12 protein-coding genes are annotated in these 15,339 nt (G+C 41.7%); 8 read left to right on the forward strand and 4 right to left on the reverse strand.

Annotated features, from left to right (window positions below; genetic code table 11):
- Positions 1-74 precede the first annotated feature (74 nt).
- From VB775_RS04585 to VB775_RS04620, 8 genes are all read left to right on the forward strand, one after another.
- Positions 75-446 (forward strand): roadblock/LC7 domain-containing protein, encoded by a 372-nt coding sequence (locus tag VB775_RS04585; RefSeq protein WP_281009121.1) that lies wholly within the window; start codon positions 75-77, stop codon positions 444-446.
- An 89-nt stretch (positions 447-535) separates the two neighbouring features.
- A complete protein-coding gene (locus VB775_RS04590) occupies positions 536-1,075 on the forward strand; it encodes a GTP-binding protein (RefSeq protein ID WP_281009122.1) in 540 nt (179 codons plus the stop codon).
- 96 nt (positions 1,076-1,171) lie between these two features.
- Complete coding sequence (locus VB775_RS04595; protein ID WP_281009123.1) at positions 1,172-2,047, forward strand: DUF4388 domain-containing protein; 876 nt, start codon at positions 1,172-1,174, stop codon at positions 2,045-2,047.
- A gap of 196 nt (positions 2,048-2,243) precedes the next feature.
- Positions 2,244-3,743, forward strand: coding sequence for a cobyric acid synthase (locus VB775_RS04600; protein WP_281009124.1), 1,500 nt, complete (start codon positions 2,244-2,246; stop codon positions 3,741-3,743).
- 280 nt (positions 3,744-4,023) lie between these two features.
- Positions 4,024-5,589: a hypothetical protein gene (locus tag VB775_RS04605; protein ID WP_281009125.1), complete on the forward strand. Its 1,566-nt coding sequence runs from the start codon at positions 4,024-4,026 to the stop codon at positions 5,587-5,589.
- A gap of 14 nt (positions 5,590-5,603) precedes the next feature.
- Complete coding sequence (locus VB775_RS04610) at positions 5,604-6,128, forward strand: hypothetical protein (RefSeq protein ID WP_281009126.1); 525 nt, start codon at positions 5,604-5,606, stop codon at positions 6,126-6,128.
- Between the two features lie 569 nt (positions 6,129-6,697).
- Positions 6,698-8,437, forward strand: coding sequence for a dipeptide ABC transporter ATP-binding protein (locus VB775_RS04615; RefSeq protein ID WP_281009127.1), 1,740 nt, complete (start codon positions 6,698-6,700; stop codon positions 8,435-8,437).
- Between the two features lie 79 nt (positions 8,438-8,516).
- Positions 8,517-9,875, forward strand: coding sequence for a pyridoxal phosphate-dependent decarboxylase family protein (locus VB775_RS04620; RefSeq protein ID WP_281009128.1), 1,359 nt, complete (start codon positions 8,517-8,519; stop codon positions 9,873-9,875).
- A gap of 217 nt (positions 9,876-10,092) precedes the next feature.
- Here VB775_RS04620 and VB775_RS04625 read toward each other — a convergent pair whose 3' ends face one another.
- The 4 genes from VB775_RS04625 to VB775_RS04640 all read right to left on the reverse strand — a co-directional run bounded on the left by VB775_RS04625 (position 10,093) and on the right by VB775_RS04640 (position 15,190).
- The gene (locus tag VB775_RS04625; protein WP_281009129.1) at positions 10,093-10,959 is read right to left on the reverse strand and encodes a shikimate dehydrogenase; all 867 of its coding nucleotides are present in this window, start codon (positions 10,957-10,959) and stop codon (positions 10,093-10,095) included.
- A gap of 94 nt (positions 10,960-11,053) precedes the next feature.
- Complete coding sequence (locus VB775_RS04630; RefSeq protein ID WP_281009130.1) at positions 11,054-13,060, reverse strand: NAD(P)/FAD-dependent oxidoreductase; 2,007 nt, start codon at positions 13,058-13,060, stop codon at positions 11,054-11,056.
- Positions 13,061-13,159: 99 nt separating this feature from the next.
- A complete protein-coding gene (locus VB775_RS04635) occupies positions 13,160-13,768 on the reverse strand; it encodes an RloB family protein (protein WP_281009131.1) in 609 nt (202 codons plus the stop codon).
- A gap of 9 nt (positions 13,769-13,777) precedes the next feature.
- Complete coding sequence (locus tag VB775_RS04640; protein WP_281009132.1) at positions 13,778-15,190, reverse strand: AAA family ATPase; 1,413 nt, start codon at positions 15,188-15,190, stop codon at positions 13,778-13,780.
- Positions 15,191-15,339 lie beyond the last annotated feature (149 nt).

A 15,339-nucleotide genomic window follows, 5' to 3' on the forward strand; every position in this document is an offset into this window, starting at 1 on the left:
CACTAAGTCTACAAAACTAAGTCTACAAAACTAAATCTACAAATAATTCAAAATTCAAAACAAGGAGAAAGATAATGGGTATTAACGTTGCGAAGCTGGAAAGTATTTTACAAAATCTGGTAACCAGCACCAGTGATGTCCAAGGAGCAGCCCTAGTATCGCCCGATGGCTTGCCTCTAGCTTCTACTTTACCAAGTGGAATGGACGAAGAGAGGGTATCAGCGATGTCAGCCGCAATGCTCTCTCTTGGCGAGCGCATTGGTAATGAGCTAGCTAGAGGGGTGATCGATCGCCTGTACGTTGAAGGCGACAAAGGCTATGGCATCTTGACCAGTTGCGGTGAGGAGGCTGTATTGTTGGTATTGGCAAGTAAAGCCGCAAAACAAGGTTTATTGATGCTGGAAATCAAGCGAGTGACTGGTGATCTGAAGGCGGCTCTTGCCTAGTTAAATTTTCTAGTTGAATTTTCACGGATGCTATGCGTCCGTGAAAATTATATTGATTAGATAGCTATAGGCAAAGAATAAAAAAATTTATGGAAATTATGCGTTTGGTTGTAGCTGGAACTGTTGGGGCGGGGAAGTCAACTTTTATTCGGACAGTAAGTGAAATCGATGTTGTTGATACCGATCGCTGCGCCACAGATGAAACAGCAGAAATAAAACATAAAACTACGGTCGCGATGGACTTTGGTAGATTGACCTTTGGACCTGAGATGGCTTTACATATTTACGGAACTCCCGGACAACAGCGCTTTGACTTTATGTGGGATATTTTGATTCGCAAAGCCCATGCTTTCATTCTCCTAGTTGCAGCCCATCGTCCCCATGAGTTTCGTTATGCAAGGCGCATTCTCAGTTATATGAATCGACGGGTGCAGATTCCTTACATCATTGGGATTACCCATATGGACTGTGAAGGTGCATGGTCAAGTGAGAATATCAAGCTGGCGTTGGGTTTTGTCGATGAGAAAAATCAACCCCCAGTGATCGTTTTAAATGCAGAGGAGCGCGATACAGTTATTCAGGCGATCGTCGCTTTGGTGCAATACTATATTCAAAGGTCTGCTGCTTGATGTGATTGTTTATTCTAGCTACATAACAGCCAAAAACAAGTTGATCCAAATCTTAATAGACTATAGCTCTAAGCATTTACTCTCTAATTTACAGTTATGGCAATTACAGGCTCTTTATCTGAGTTTTCCCTCCCAGAGATATTTCAGTTTTTAGATCAAGGACAAAAAACTGGTATCTTAACGATTAGAGATCCCCAAAATGTACAGACGGGAAAACCTTTTTTACGACATATTTGGCTCCAAAATGGAAGAGTTGTCGCCGCAGGCGATCGCTTAGATAATCGTGGACTAGTGCGATTGATTGAACAAAGAGGTTGGCTGAATGACACCCAAAGATTAGAACTAGAAAGATTGCTCAAAGAAGATGCGCTTTTGGGACTCAATTTAAAATCCTTGGGTATATTGCAGCCAGACCAACTCAAACTATTATTTAGTGTTCAAGTACTTCGACAAGTTTGTGCGCTCTTTCAGGTGGAGACAGGGTTATTTCGTTTTGATGCCAATGCAAATTTGCCTAAAGCCGAAATGACAGGTTTAAGTTTACCTGCTACTGAGACGACGTTAATGGGATTACGCAGTCTCAAGGATTGGAACATCCTCGAAAGTAAGTTACCTGAAGCAAATTCGACTTTGTTCAATATTATTTCGGGTCAATCTCCATTACGGTTGGATAGTAATGAGACGCAAATATTATCACTTGCAGATGGTTATACAAGCATCAAAAAAATGGGGGAGCAACTTAGTTTACCGATCGCCAAGGTGCAGCAAATAGCATTTCGGTTGATTGTAGTGGGACTGGTAGAGGAAGTTCCTGATATTGATATGGGAATGTCTAGTAACTCTAATAATACGGATAATGCCCTTGCGATCGCTGGGGATACTAATGGACAGGTCAGCAATGCTTCAGAGCGACCACCAATTAGTAATACTTTTTTACAAAGTCTAGTTGGTTTTTTGCAGCACAAAGCTTAAATAGATTAGCAAGAGTGCGCCCCTGCTTATAACTGATTGCCCTCACCCCTAGCCCCTCTCCCCAAGGGCGAGGGGAACAAGAATTTTCTGGGTTTTGCTCCCCCTCTCCTCTCTGGGAGAGGGGGTTGGGGGGTGAGGGCAATCTTCATTCCTCGTAACATCAGTAATAAAAAAGAATTACCTTAGCTTAATATTTATGAAAGCCATCTCTGTTTTAGGAACTTCGTCTAATGCTGGAAAAAGCTGGATGGTCACAGCTTTAGGAGCATGGCTAAGGCGCAATGGTGTCAAAGTTGCACCATTTAAAGCCCAAAATATGTCAAATAACTCCTATGTGACCTTGGAAGGCGGGGAAATAGGACGGGCGCAAGCAGTGCAAGCGATCGCCTGTGGGATGCGTCCAATCGTAGAAATGAATCCAATTCTGTTAAAGCCATCAGGAAATGGAACTTCGCAGTTAGTTTTATTAGGTGAAGCGCGGCAACATATTGCGGCAATTGATTACTATCAACATATCGAAACGCTTTGGGAAACTGTACGGGACACCCTTGAGTTTTGGCGCGATCGCTGTGATGTTTTGCTGCTAGAAGGTGCAGGCAGCCCTGTAGAACTAAATCTCATGCATCGCGATCTTGTGAATTTACGCCCAATCATTCATTTGCAAGGAAGATGGATTCTTGTGGGTGATATTGAGAAGGGCGGTGTATTTGCTCAGATTATTGGCACAAATCAGCTTTTGCCTGAACCTGCACAGGATTTAGGATTAGGCTTTATTGTCAACAAATTTCGTGGTGATTTAAGGTTATTTAGTGATGCTGAAAAGTACTTTCGTAACTACATGCCAAATCTTCCCTATTTAGGAGTTCTTCCCTATGCTTCAGAATTGCAACCTGAGAGCGAAGATAGTCTATGCGGTGAAGCGGAAGCTAAAGGGCAAGGTGCAAAGATTGCTTGGATTAGATTTCCCCATTTGTCCAATTCCCAAGATAGTCAGCCTTGGCAATTAGATTTAGGAATAGAAACCGTTTGGGTGCAAACTATTGCCGATTTGGATAATGCGAAGATAATTATTCTCCCAGGTAGTAAAAACACTCTTAGCGATCTGCAATGGTTGCGAACTACGGGCTTAGCTGATGCAATTCTCGCAGCACATCGGCGCGGCGTGCCGATCGCTGGCATCTGTGGTGGTTATCAGATGTTAGGGAAATATCTAGGCGATCGCGAAGGTGTCGCTGGTTCTCAAGGTGAAGTAGCAGGATTAGGGCTACTACCAATTAGCACTGAATTTATGGCAACCAAACAGGTGCGTCAGGTACAAGCGATTTGGCAAAGGTCACAATCTATCGATAAATGGATGACCTACGAGATTCATATGGGTGTTACTCACTTAATTGATGGAAGAGAATCTTCGCAAATCCAGCCTTTGCTGCAAGTGCAAGGCGATCGCGAGTTTCGTGATGAAGGAATGCAATGCGATCGGGTATGGGGTAGTTATTTGCATGGTTTATTTGAGTCCGCCAATGTCCGCAAAGCTTTAACTCAATTAGCAAATATTTCTGAACATCAACCTTCTTCCCAGTCTTGGCTAGAGCATCAACAAAGTCTCTATAACAATATGGCAGATTTAATCGAAACACATTTAGATCTCACCCAAGTTCTTCGTTATTTAGAAATGAAACCTAATCACAAAAACTGAATAGATTTATAGCAATCCTAAATGAGTTGTGAGAGTGTGCCCTTCGGGCACACTCTCACAACTCATTTAGGATCTAGGATCGCTATATATAGCAACGCAAGAGATAGATAGGAAAAATCAAAGCCAAAAAGATGAGTAGCGGCGCAAAGCGCCGCCACCCATCTTTTTGGCTTTATATCCTAAGCAAAACTTACATTGCTATATACACCCATTTGAAAATGATCTGGATAATGCTACGATTTTATCTAGTTGCTAATTAACTGTAAGGGGGAAACTAGCTATGAATAACGAAACATATGTCACACACAAGAAAGATGTCGCTATATCTCCAGTAGTTCCTTTTAATTCAATACAAGCAAGGTTACAGACTCGTCCCTTTGGAACTCAAAATCAGAGTGATCCAAATACGCCTCAAGATCAAACAGCCGATCTAGCAAAATTCGCTGATCGAAGCAATCTCAATTCTTTGATAGATTTATCCACTAGTTCTCGCATTCAGCAACAAGAAAACAACGGAAAATCCCACAATATCTCTCAAGAGCAATCTGCGGTGAATTTAGTTCAAAGACAAGAATTTCGTACTGCTCAGTTACAGAGAATGATGTTTGGCGGTGTTCAGAGAAGATCTGATCATGGAAATATGGAGATTACTCCTAATATCGTTCAAAAGTATGAACAGAAACTACCTAATCAATTACGACTCAAAAGAGAGGGAATGAATACAAGTACTAGTGTTCAAATTCTCCAACGAACTCCAGAATCACAAATTATTCAACGTAACCTAGACCAATCTAGACTTGATCGCTTAAGTAATGGTTTAGGTAAAGGGAAGTATAACAAGGTAATTGGTGCAGGATTAGAAGAGTATTTTGATACTCTCTCGGATACAGAGCTTGTTCGCTATAAAGCTCTACAAAACACTAAGTTTGATCAAATAATCAAGGGCTTAAAAGAAAGTTCCTTATCAACTATCACCGAAGGAGTTTCTAATTTTGCTCAAATCCTTGATCTTGTTGGTTCAGCAGTGGAAACAGGTGAAGATGCTGCTGAAATTGCAGCGATGTTACCTTCTTTATTAGGTACAGCCAGTAAAGTGGTATCAGCCACATCTGACGTTGCGATGGAGGGCTTTGGTGGCGGAATTGGCGGTATTAAAGATACTTACGAGGGTGGATCTTCGATCGCTAAACAAAGTAAATATGTAGAAGGAGGCATGACCTTACTAAGTGGAATCTCTGGAATTGCTTCTCTTATTCCAGGAGTGCCCGATGCTGTAGGCGTAGCAGGTGCTAGTGCCAAAAGCTTAGGTGGTGTCACTAAAATGGCTAATACCAAAATTAATCGTAACGCGATCAATAAATTGAAATCTGATGCAGGCTCTAATACACAGTTAATTGATGCATTAGAGATTCTTGACAATAGCATCGGCTATTGGGAAGGAGCGCAACAAACAGTACTAGGTGGAGTGGAAGGCGTAGGTAGTATGTTTGGTGGTGTAGGCAAATGGGGTACAAGTCTGTTTAGCAAAGGTGTGGAGACGCTTCCAAGTTGGGGTATGTATGCAGGTCGCGCTATTGGCAGTACAATCACAAGCAGTATCGATAGTAATGCTCAAGTAAAAAAACGAGAGGAGCAAGAAAAGTCCACCCAAAAAGCCGCTATGCGTGCGGCTGTGAATTCTAGCGTTGGCAAACCTGAACATATCGGTAGGTTACATCGCTTGGCTGTTTTGATTGAGCCAGATTTTGCTAAAGAAATGAATAGAGCGATTAATCTGCTGGATGATAGTACCCAACTGGCTGTAAAGGAGGCTATCAAAGAAAAAAATACATGGAATCCTAGTTGAGCTAAATAATTATCATGTCTTCTAATCTTGATTTTACGAACCAAAAGCGCGTTTTGACTCACTTTCAACAAGCTATTAAAGAATTAGGATATGACACCAAGATGTTTGAGCAATCAGATGATCCATCATTATTGAAAGCTCCGTTGTTATTAGTGGGTTTACCGCGAGATTCTCAAGGACGCGATCGCACGCTTAACTTTACTTTCGTAATTCAAGATGATCAAGATGATTTCGATTATCTGAGTTTGATTCAGTGTTATACTCCATTATTTTTTGAAGTATTGTCTGAACATAATGGATTAGCAAATCTCCTTCTTGCGGTTAACAATCATGTTCCTATTGGTCACTTTGGAATAAACGAGAAGTTAAATCTTTTCTATCGATATGTGATGACTTCAGAGAAATGGGCTTTGTTAGAGCCTGAAACTTTACAACAGATGATCGTTTTGTTTGTACATATCCTAGATACATTTACTCCACTCATCAATTCTTTTATTACAGCAGAAAAGACGTTAGAAGAGATTTTGCAAACTTTATAGAAACCAATTTTGTATTTTTAGCAATGCAGATATAGCGATCCTAAATGATTTGTAAGATTTGCAGGGTTGTGAGAGTGCGCCCCTTCGGGGCGCACTCTCACAACCCATTTAGGATTGCTATACTAAGGAAACGTGAGTTCGATATAGCCATTTGCGGCGTGCGAAGCACGCCGCAAATGGCGAAAAATGGTAAGAATCGCTTAGCGATTCTTATCATTTTTCACTTTCGTCGAACTGACGTTAAGGAAGTTAGAAAAAAGATCTATAAATGCACAGATCCCCGACTTTTTCTGGGCAAGCAAAGACAATGTACAAATTCACAAAAAAAGTCGGGGATCTTAACCTTTGCTTTTTGATTTTTCTTGTGCCTAGTTACTTAAAACCACAAAATTGTCGCTATTCATTGGTCCCAGCAATTTCTGTCGAACGAATCGCAAGAAATTTTTTGAAAGTGTTGCTTTACAGTATTTTTAAAAAATTTCTTGGTTTGGGTTTGAGCGCAAAGCGCAGTAAATGCCTTGAAGCGTGATATTTTAGCTTGAGATGCCTACATTCAGTCCTTAGAAACCATGCTGCTTGAAGTCGAAAACCTGACTATTCGTTATGGCGATGCAGAACCTGCGGTCGATCGCGTTACTTTCCACTTACAAGCAGGTGAAGCACTAGGGTTAATCGGCGAAAGTGGCTGTGGTAAATCGACGATAGGGCGATCGCTAATTAAGCTATTACCCCAATATGCCAGCACTGAAGGGACGATCTGTGTCGATGGCGAAGCGATCGCTGAGAAAAAAGATGGCACATGGCGCGGCGAAAAAGTTGGCTTAATATTTCAAGATCCGATGACAAGGCTCGATCCATTGATGAGCATAGAGGCGCATGGTTTAGAGGTGTTAGCGTCCCATTATCCTAAGTTGTCAGCCCAGTCCGCAAAACAACGCCTCAATGATGCGCTCAAAGCCGTTCGTATCGATCCATCAAGGGCTAGGCAATATCCCCATGAATTTAGCGGTGGGATGCGTCAGAGAGTGGCGATCGCTCTGTCGTTACTGTTAAATCCTGTTTTATTAATTGCCGACGAACCAACCACCAGTCTGGATGTCACCGTTGCCACCGATATTCTCAAAGAACTAACAGAACTTCGCAAAAGCCGTTCTATGGGGTTACTATTGGTCACCCACGATCTCGGTATGGTTGCCGAATATTGCGATCGCATTGCCGTGATGTATAACGGGGTAATTGTGGAGACAGGCTCGGTTGAAGAAATTTTTCGATCCCCCCAACATCCCTATACCCAAAGCTTACTGGCTTCGGTTCTGCATTTCCATCCTGAAGTATTATCTTCTAGTTTAGATATTCAGGAAGTTCCTGAAGTCCAAGATCAAGATATTCCTGAAGCTATTCCAGAAAACATTTCAGAAAATGTTCTAGAAGAGAGGCTAGATCAGGAAGAGGTTAAAGTAATTGAAAAAATTCAGACCCCTCTCAAATCGTCACCCAGAGTAATTCTCTATGTCAACCACCTGAAAAAGCATTATGTGACAGGCGGAAATTTACTAACAAGATTAGTTGATCCTTCGATTGGTTTGGTTAAAGCCGTGGATAGTATCGATTTGGAAATACTCTCAGGGGAAACCTTTGGCATTATTGGCGAAAGTGGCTCTGGCAAAAGTACAACGGGAAGAGCAATTTTGCAATTGATCAAGCCCGATCGCGGGTTAGTACGGTTTAATAGTGTCGAACTAACCAAACTTAAAGGTGAGCAATTGCGCCAAATGCGATCGCAGATGCAAATGATTTTTCAAGATCCGCGTGCTTGCTTCAGTCCTTATATGAGCGTATTTCGTAGCGTTGCCGATCCATTGCTAATTCATAAACTTGCCCCCGATCTTGAATCAGCCCGCGAAAGAGTCTATGCCATTCTCGAAAAAGTAGGACTGAATTCCCAACTAGCCGAACGCTATCCTTCGGATTTATCGGGTGGTCAATTGCAGAGAGTCGCGATCGCCCGTGCGTTGATTACTAACCCTAAATTAGTGATCTGTGATGAGCCTGTGAGTATGCTTGATGCCTCAATTCAGAGCCAAGTTTTGCAGTTAATGCGCGATCTCAAGGAAGAATTTAAGCTTACCTATATTTTCATTACCCATGATCTCGCTGTGGCTCAATTTTTCTGTGATCGCATTGCCGTGATGCGTAGCGGTAAGATTGTAGAGCAGGGCAGTACCGCAGCAGTGTTGACCAATCCTCAACACGAATATACCAAGGCTTTGATTGCTTCAATTCCACGTATTCCTTACATCAATAGCTAAACCCAAAAAATTTTCAAAAGTGTTGCTATGCAACACTTTTGAAAATTATTTAGATACAACTTCTTTGAAAACTGCGACAATGCCCGATTCCCGAAAAAATCTCTTCCTTGATTCTCACTTCCTTAATCCCGATCGCTCTAATCTTGAAGACATCCGCAAGTTGGGATACGCCTTTATCGATTTGATCGTGGATTCAGTTTTGGATACTCAAAATCAGCCCTTTGTCAAAGATGAGTCTGCTTTTGATATTCTCATTCCTGAACATGGACAAGATTTGCAAGAATTATTGGCAGAAGTGCGCTCGCAGATTTTGCCACGTACTGTTAACTTCCAGAATCCTTGCTATATGGGACATATGGATAGCGTGCCTAGTGCGATCACGATCTGGGCAGATGCGCTAGTTTCGGCAATTAACAACAACATGCTGAGCTATGAACTTGCGCCTGTATTTACGGAAATGGAAGCACAATTGATGCAATGGTTTGGCAATCTCTTTGGCATGGGAAATGATTGTTTTGGAACACTCACTGCTGGCGGTAGCCTTGCTAATATTTCAGGGCTATTATTAGCGAGAAACTGGAAAAAGCCTCAGAGCAAGGTTTTGGATGATTCCAGTAATTTAGTGGCTTTTGTGTCCGATGCTGCCCATACTTCCTTTGAGAAGGCGATGAATGTGATTGGTGTTGGCAAAGAGAACTTAGTGCGCGTTCCCACAAATTATCGTGGCGAAATTATTTTAGAAGAATTGGAAGTTGCTATTCAAAAAACAATTAGAGAAGGGAAACAACCTTTTTTTGTAGCGGCGATCGCAGGCACTACGGTAACAGGAGCCATTGATCCGATTCAATCAGTGGGAGAAATTGCTAAGCGTTATGACTGTTGGTTTCATATCGATGCCGCCTATGGTGGAGCAGGTATTTTTACACCCAAGCTAAAACCTTTATTCCGAGGCTGTGAACTTGCCGATTCTATGACATTCAATCCCCAAAAGTGGCTCTGGGTAGCGCGAACCTGTGCGATGCTAATTGTTAAAGATAAGCAGCATCTCGTGGATGGCTTTGATGGAGAACTTCCCTATATGGATGCTCACACACTCAACTTCGGGAATCTTAATTTGCAGGGAACCAGACGTACCGATAGCCTCAAGTTATGGATGGCTTTGAAGGCGATGGGAATTTCGGGTTGTCGTTATCTAGTCGAGCGATCGCTTGATCTATCTGATAGTCTGCGCCAATGGATTGATGATTCACCCGAATTAGAACTAGTCTGCGAACCAACTTTAAATATTATTTGCCTCAAATCCAACGATCCGCATCTCAGTAGTGCCGCCCTGCGCCAACAATGGATCGATGCAGGTAAATTATGGCTGTCTTTGCCTCTGTGGAAAGGCGATCGTATTCTTAAAGCCGTAGTTTTACACCCTTACGCAGGGCAATAAAAAAGAGTTGTTCTCGCTTTGCGAGAACAACTCTTTTTATTCATTAACTGATGTTAGGTAGATAGAATGCCTACGATCATCTAAGTCTAGGGCTTTCCCTGTGGCACAGCCCCTACAAAAATCTAAATTATTTGGGGTAGGGACAATCCCCCCGTGGTTGCCCTGTCGTGCTAGCAGAAAGAGATTCATCATCTTAAGTTCCACGTAACATCAGTCATTAACCAAGATGTGTAATTAACGCTTGGCGCATGATCTCAATAGGGACAGGTTGATCTAACCAAAACTCCAACCCGATCGCCCCTTGATTGATCAGCATCTCCAACCCATCGATCGCCTTGAGTCCCCTAGCAGCCGCAATTTGCAAAAACTTTGTGGGGCGTGGTGTATAAATCAGATCATAGGCGATCGCCTGATCAGGTAGTAAATTCATCTCCGCCTCAGAGATGGGTGTATTAGGATCACTTGCCATCCCGATCGGCGTAGCATTGATGATAATTCCCGCAATTTCTAGCAAATGCGGTATTGAAGTCCAAGGATGTACCCGCAGATTGTAATCGTGGAGTTGGCTAGTCATTGCCCCATGAAATTTTTTCATCTTTCTAGGATCGCGTCCCACCACATGAATAACAGGACAGCCCAACTCCAAGCAAGCCGCCACTACCGCCTTAGCTGCCCCACCACTGCCAAGGATCACCGCAGGACTATTTCCCCAGTCACAATTAAGTTGCTTGAGTGGGCTTAAAAAACCTGCTACATCCGTATTTGTGCCAATCCAGCGATCGCCAACTCGCTTTACCGTATTGACAGCACCAACAGCTTTGGCGATCGGCAAGACTTCATCAAGTAAGGGAATCACCTCAACTTTATGGGGAATGGTCAGGTTAAAGCCTTGCACTGATTGAATTGCTTTTAGCCCTGCGATCGCCGCAGATAAATCCTCCACAGGGATTGGAAAAGGCACATATACATAGTCCAGACCCATTGCGGCGATCGCGGCATTGTGCATCACAGGCGAAAGACTATGACTGACGGGAAAACCCATCACCCCTAAAATTTTGGTTGTTCCTAAGATGCTTCCGCTCATAGTTGCTGACCTCACGCGATTAAAAAACTATGACATAAATGTTGCGCCTAAAGGCTAATAATCCGTAGATTAGAGGATATGCACTGCATATCCTCTAATCTATGAATTTACCAACGGAGTAATTCAGCGCATAACTCCAACTCAGTAAACGCAACCACAAACGAGGATTTGCTGGTTCGAGCCAAGTTTGACAACTACGCATGAGTTGCGGCAACCATCCACCCAGTAAGGCGTTAGCCAAAGAACTACGGGTAAAAGCCCCATAACTCGAAAGCCACTTCAAGAGATCCTTTGTCCCAGCCATCTCTAGAATCCAAAGAATTAACTTGGGATTTTTAAACGCCGCAATCAAGGCAAGACGGTTAAACATCAACCAATTAAGGCGATCTTTGATAAAGCGATCGCTTACGGGTTGCGGCTCATCAGCAAGCAGTCCAAAGAAAGTATTTAGCATCGAGTTCACACGCTCTGGCGGTAAATGCATCCCCGTCGGAACCATCATTCCCTTAGAAAACAGCCAAGTGACTGCGATATTACTTTGATAGGCATTAATCTGGCTAAGATCATCGGCTCTAAGCAAATCGTGTTTTAGGGCTGTATCCAATAAAGTCGCTAAACGTGGCAAGTTGCGAACGAGGGAACCAAAGCCCGTAAAGACTAAGGGGGATTGCAGAGAGGCAGCATCACCGATCGCTAAAATTCGATCAAAGGCACATTTTTTAGAATCTTCATTGAGGCTGTAATGTCCAGTGATATAGCCAAAAGTTGCTTTCTTCCAAGTCAGTTTTTCCATATCACAACGGCGATACTCTGGCAAAATCGTGAAAAAGTCCTCATACATTTCCAGCAACGATCCTGCGTTCTCTGGATGCACTTGATGATAATGGAATAGATAAATTGTCAGCTCATCCTTTTCCGCAGGAAAGAGTTCCCAAATCAACTGTCGTCCCCGTGAGATATCGCCATGACTGAACAACACATCGCCATATTGGGAATCCCACACATGCTTATCAATTCCTTCTAAAACTGCACCCACAGTCGGACAGACACTATCAAAGGCTTGACCAGCATTTAGTTGCTGTGCGATCGCTGAAGCCGATCCCATCGCATCAATCACTAAGCGCGAATTTAGAATTACCTCTGCATCCGTTTCCAAATTCTTTGCAAAGATGGTTGCGCCATTATCGTTAATTACTACTTTCTGAAATTCGGTGCGATCGCAAATTACTGCACCATATTGATGTAATTTTTTGCTACAAATTTCTAACAAACGATTAGTATCGATCGCAATATTTAAAACCGTAGGCGTATGCAATACCTTAGCCTTAAGATGCGGTGGATTATTGCTATCAAAAAACTTGTTAAAGCCATCCACATATTCCGCCGTAATCATCGCTTCAAATTCTTCTTTAGTGAAGAGTCCAAAATCAATCAGATTCTGGAATTCTGCACGGGAAATATTCCATTCTCGATTCATGCGTCCAAAGGGAATGCGCTCCACTAAGCACACACGATAACCTAACTTCGCCATCATCGCCGCATGGATAGCGCCCAATGCTCCACCCAGATACACAATGTCATAGATTACGTCGGGCTTTACAGAGTTAGTTTGTGAATCTTCAAAAATCACCTGCTTGGAAGTTGCGGGATTTTTGACACTTTCCCGCCAACGTTTTTCCCACCAATAGACCCGATTAAGATCATATTCGCCATTGGGAATGCGTTGAAAGAATTTGACCGTAAGCGGATATTCCTCAGCTAGGGCTTCAAAAATTGATTGATTTGGGGCGATCGCAGGTGGCTGTTTAAATTCATAGGGAAAGGCTTGACGCGCCGCCTTTGTCAAATGCTCAAGAAAATCCTTTTCACCATCCATGACCTCATCTGACCAGCGAAATATTTTGAGGTAAGTCGTGCGCTGTAATGTCCAGATAAATACTGATAATTGCGCGATCGCTCCTGAGCGATTTTGGCGATCGAGGATAAAGCCATGCTTAGCAACGGATTTTTTCCCAAAGGGACATTGGTACTCATTCTGGAGCCATGTTTTCACGGCTGCAACTTGAGGTGTAGGGATTTCAATGTAAAGTAACTGCTGCATGGCTAAATCAATATCTTCAGTGTTCTAATTTTGGCATATAGGCGATCGCATTACTAAATAAGCGACAGCTACATTGTAAAGGCTATAACCATTCTGGAACTAATCATTGAGGTTTTGCAAAATACTCTCAACCAATTTATAAACACGAGTACCTAATTGCGAAGTCCAGTATTCATTTAGTCTTAAGTCAAGACTTCGCGATCGCGCAATTGCATTTTTGACATTGGGTTTGTACGCAGAAATATCTAAATTGCTCTTATTGTAGACCCCTAAATCTGCTTTAAGTCTTGCTTCAAAATGCTTACAAGTCTTATCTTCAGGGTGTAAATCTCTAAAGTGTAAGCATAGCCAGATTTCAAAACATGGATTACTAATAGCTAATTTGTATCCTTTTTGCCTAGCTTGAGGGCAGACAGCAATTAATTGATCCTTTTTTACCCAGCGATCTACATCAAGCACCAGCCATAACTCATCATCTTCACTAAAGCCGTATAAGTCCTTGAATTTATCCAGACGCTCTAGTACATATTCAGGTGCAGAATCATTCTTTTCTCCAGTAGCTAATACTTCCACCTTCACCTTGCGATTACCGAACATTTCAAAATACTGTTTTTCGGTATTTCTCCCCTCGGTTGCTATCACAAATAATTTTGCACTTCTACGATCATGCTCACGGTCTAAAAGCTTAGTGCGATTTATCTTTCTCATTTCTCTTGATCAATTTACTTTTTCAGGCAGAGAATCTTCACACTCAGACCATCCTAAATCCTTTGGATTTCCAAAGAAAGGAATCGCTCCAAAACGAGCATTTAAGTAACCTTTTTCAATCTTAAGATCAGGTCTGATCTTAAATTCAGCTAACGAGTAGCAATCAGATATACCATTTTTATTTTTTTCAACAAACCATATCTCATCACGCCTCAATAAATCTAGATCTAGCAAATTAGTATCATGAGTTGTAAAGATAAGTTGATTTCCCTTAGATCTACAATTTATTGCGGACTCTACAAAACATCTCGACAAAAGTGGATGTAATCGTCTATCTAACTCATCAATAAATACAACTTTTTCTGCGTCTTTTCCTAAAATATACAGAGAGGGAATCAAATTAATAAGACGCTGTGTACCTTCTGATTCTTCATCCATAGAAAAATCAATCAAATCGCCATTCTCGTGACGATGACTAGTTTTTAGTTGAGTTAAATTAACCTGACCATTTTTGTCTTTAAACAACAGAAAACGCCCACCTTGAGAGTTCCCAACTGTCGTGACAGAATTTTCTTCTAGTTCCTCAAGAATACTATCCCTAAAACCTTTGGGCATAGTGGGAAAATGATTGTCGAAATCTAGTTCAACCATATCAGTTGATATTGCTTCAATACCTGTTCCAGCAAAAACAAGGAATTTGCTCAGAAAATCTGTAAAGGAATCATCTACAGCCACCCCAACCTCTAAATTTTTGAAATTTGATTCAGCAGGTACAACCATGAGTACGTTTTTAAACCAGTTAAAAACTGGCATCAAAATCTCAATCCTGCGATCAATTGCTTCTGTTAAAAAAAGTTGGTTTGGTCTTGTCCCTGTAGCGATAAATTTTAAATTAAGATGTCGGTTTGAATCTTTCCCTTTAATCGGACTTCTTCCCTTAATTATTGTGCCAAATTCAAAGCTTGTTTCTTTTTTGGAAGAAGTAGAAGTAACTCTTTCAAAATACATTACTTCCTTTTTTTTGCCTTTAGGAATACCATGCAGCCATTCTTCAACGATTTGTTCTTTATTTAGTCTAAATCCGTAAGAGTACTGAGAACCTTGATGAGTAAAGATAAACTCGAATTTACTGGTTTGTTTATCATAATCACCCAACTTAAACGTAGGTACGGAAATAGATTGATTTGTTCGAGTGCCTTTGATAACTAAATTTTTCACAAAACCCATAGCTTTAATGAGATTTGATTTACCTGCGGCATTAGCTCCATAAATAGCTGCAATTGGCAATACAGAACGACCTTCTCCTGCTTCATGCTGAGCAAGATGATCGCTATGCTGACTATCGCTATTAACTGCCACCATGCTAAAAGTCGCTTCATCTCTGAAGGACAAAAAGTTTTCTATGGTGAATTGAATTAGCATTTTTTAATCAAGCATATTTAGGACTTTACTTGATTATAGTTTATATGGTTCCTCCAAATGACCATTTAGGAGAAAAAATCTCTTAAATGGTCATTTGGAGGTTTTTTTATGAAGTAAGGAATGAAAATTAATTAATTTTCATTCCTTAC

This window comes from Pseudanabaena sp. CCNP1317 (assembly GCF_034931345.1).
GTDB classification, from domain to species: domain Bacteria; phylum Cyanobacteriota; class Cyanobacteriia; order Pseudanabaenales; family Pseudanabaenaceae; genus Pseudanabaena; species Pseudanabaena galeata.

What these genes read in the sequence shown, in the direction of transcription:
- VB775_RS04585 (WP_281009121.1), top strand. Translation starts at nt 75, where the DNA reads ATGGGTATTAACGTTGCGAAGCTGGAAAGTATTTTACAAAATCTGGTA.
- VB775_RS04590 (WP_281009122.1), top strand. Translation starts at nt 536, where the DNA reads ATGGAAATTATGCGTTTGGTTGTAGCTGGAACTGTTGGGGCGGGGAAG.
- VB775_RS04595 (WP_281009123.1), top strand. Translation starts at nt 1,172, where the DNA reads ATGGCAATTACAGGCTCTTTATCTGAGTTTTCCCTCCCAGAGATATTT.
- VB775_RS04600 (WP_281009124.1), top strand. Translation starts at nt 2,244, where the DNA reads ATGAAAGCCATCTCTGTTTTAGGAACTTCGTCTAATGCTGGAAAAAGC.
- VB775_RS04605 (WP_281009125.1), top strand. Translation starts at nt 4,024, where the DNA reads ATGAATAACGAAACATATGTCACACACAAGAAAGATGTCGCTATATCT.
- VB775_RS04610 (WP_281009126.1), top strand. Translation starts at nt 5,604, where the DNA reads ATGTCTTCTAATCTTGATTTTACGAACCAAAAGCGCGTTTTGACTCAC.
- VB775_RS04615 (WP_281009127.1), top strand. Translation starts at nt 6,698, where the DNA reads ATGCTGCTTGAAGTCGAAAACCTGACTATTCGTTATGGCGATGCAGAA.
- VB775_RS04620 (WP_281009128.1), top strand. Translation starts at nt 8,517, where the DNA reads ATGCCCGATTCCCGAAAAAATCTCTTCCTTGATTCTCACTTCCTTAAT.
- VB775_RS04625 (WP_281009129.1), bottom strand. Translation starts at nt 10,959, where the DNA reads ATGAGCGGAAGCATCTTAGGAACAACCAAAATTTTAGGGGTGATGGGT.
- VB775_RS04630 (WP_281009130.1), bottom strand. Translation starts at nt 13,060, where the DNA reads ATGCAGCAGTTACTTTACATTGAAATCCCTACACCTCAAGTTGCAGCC.
- VB775_RS04635 (WP_281009131.1), bottom strand. Translation starts at nt 13,768, where the DNA reads ATGAGAAAGATAAATCGCACTAAGCTTTTAGACCGTGAGCATGATCGT.
- VB775_RS04640 (WP_281009132.1), bottom strand. Translation starts at nt 15,190, where the DNA reads ATGCTAATTCAATTCACCATAGAAAACTTTTTGTCCTTCAGAGATGAA.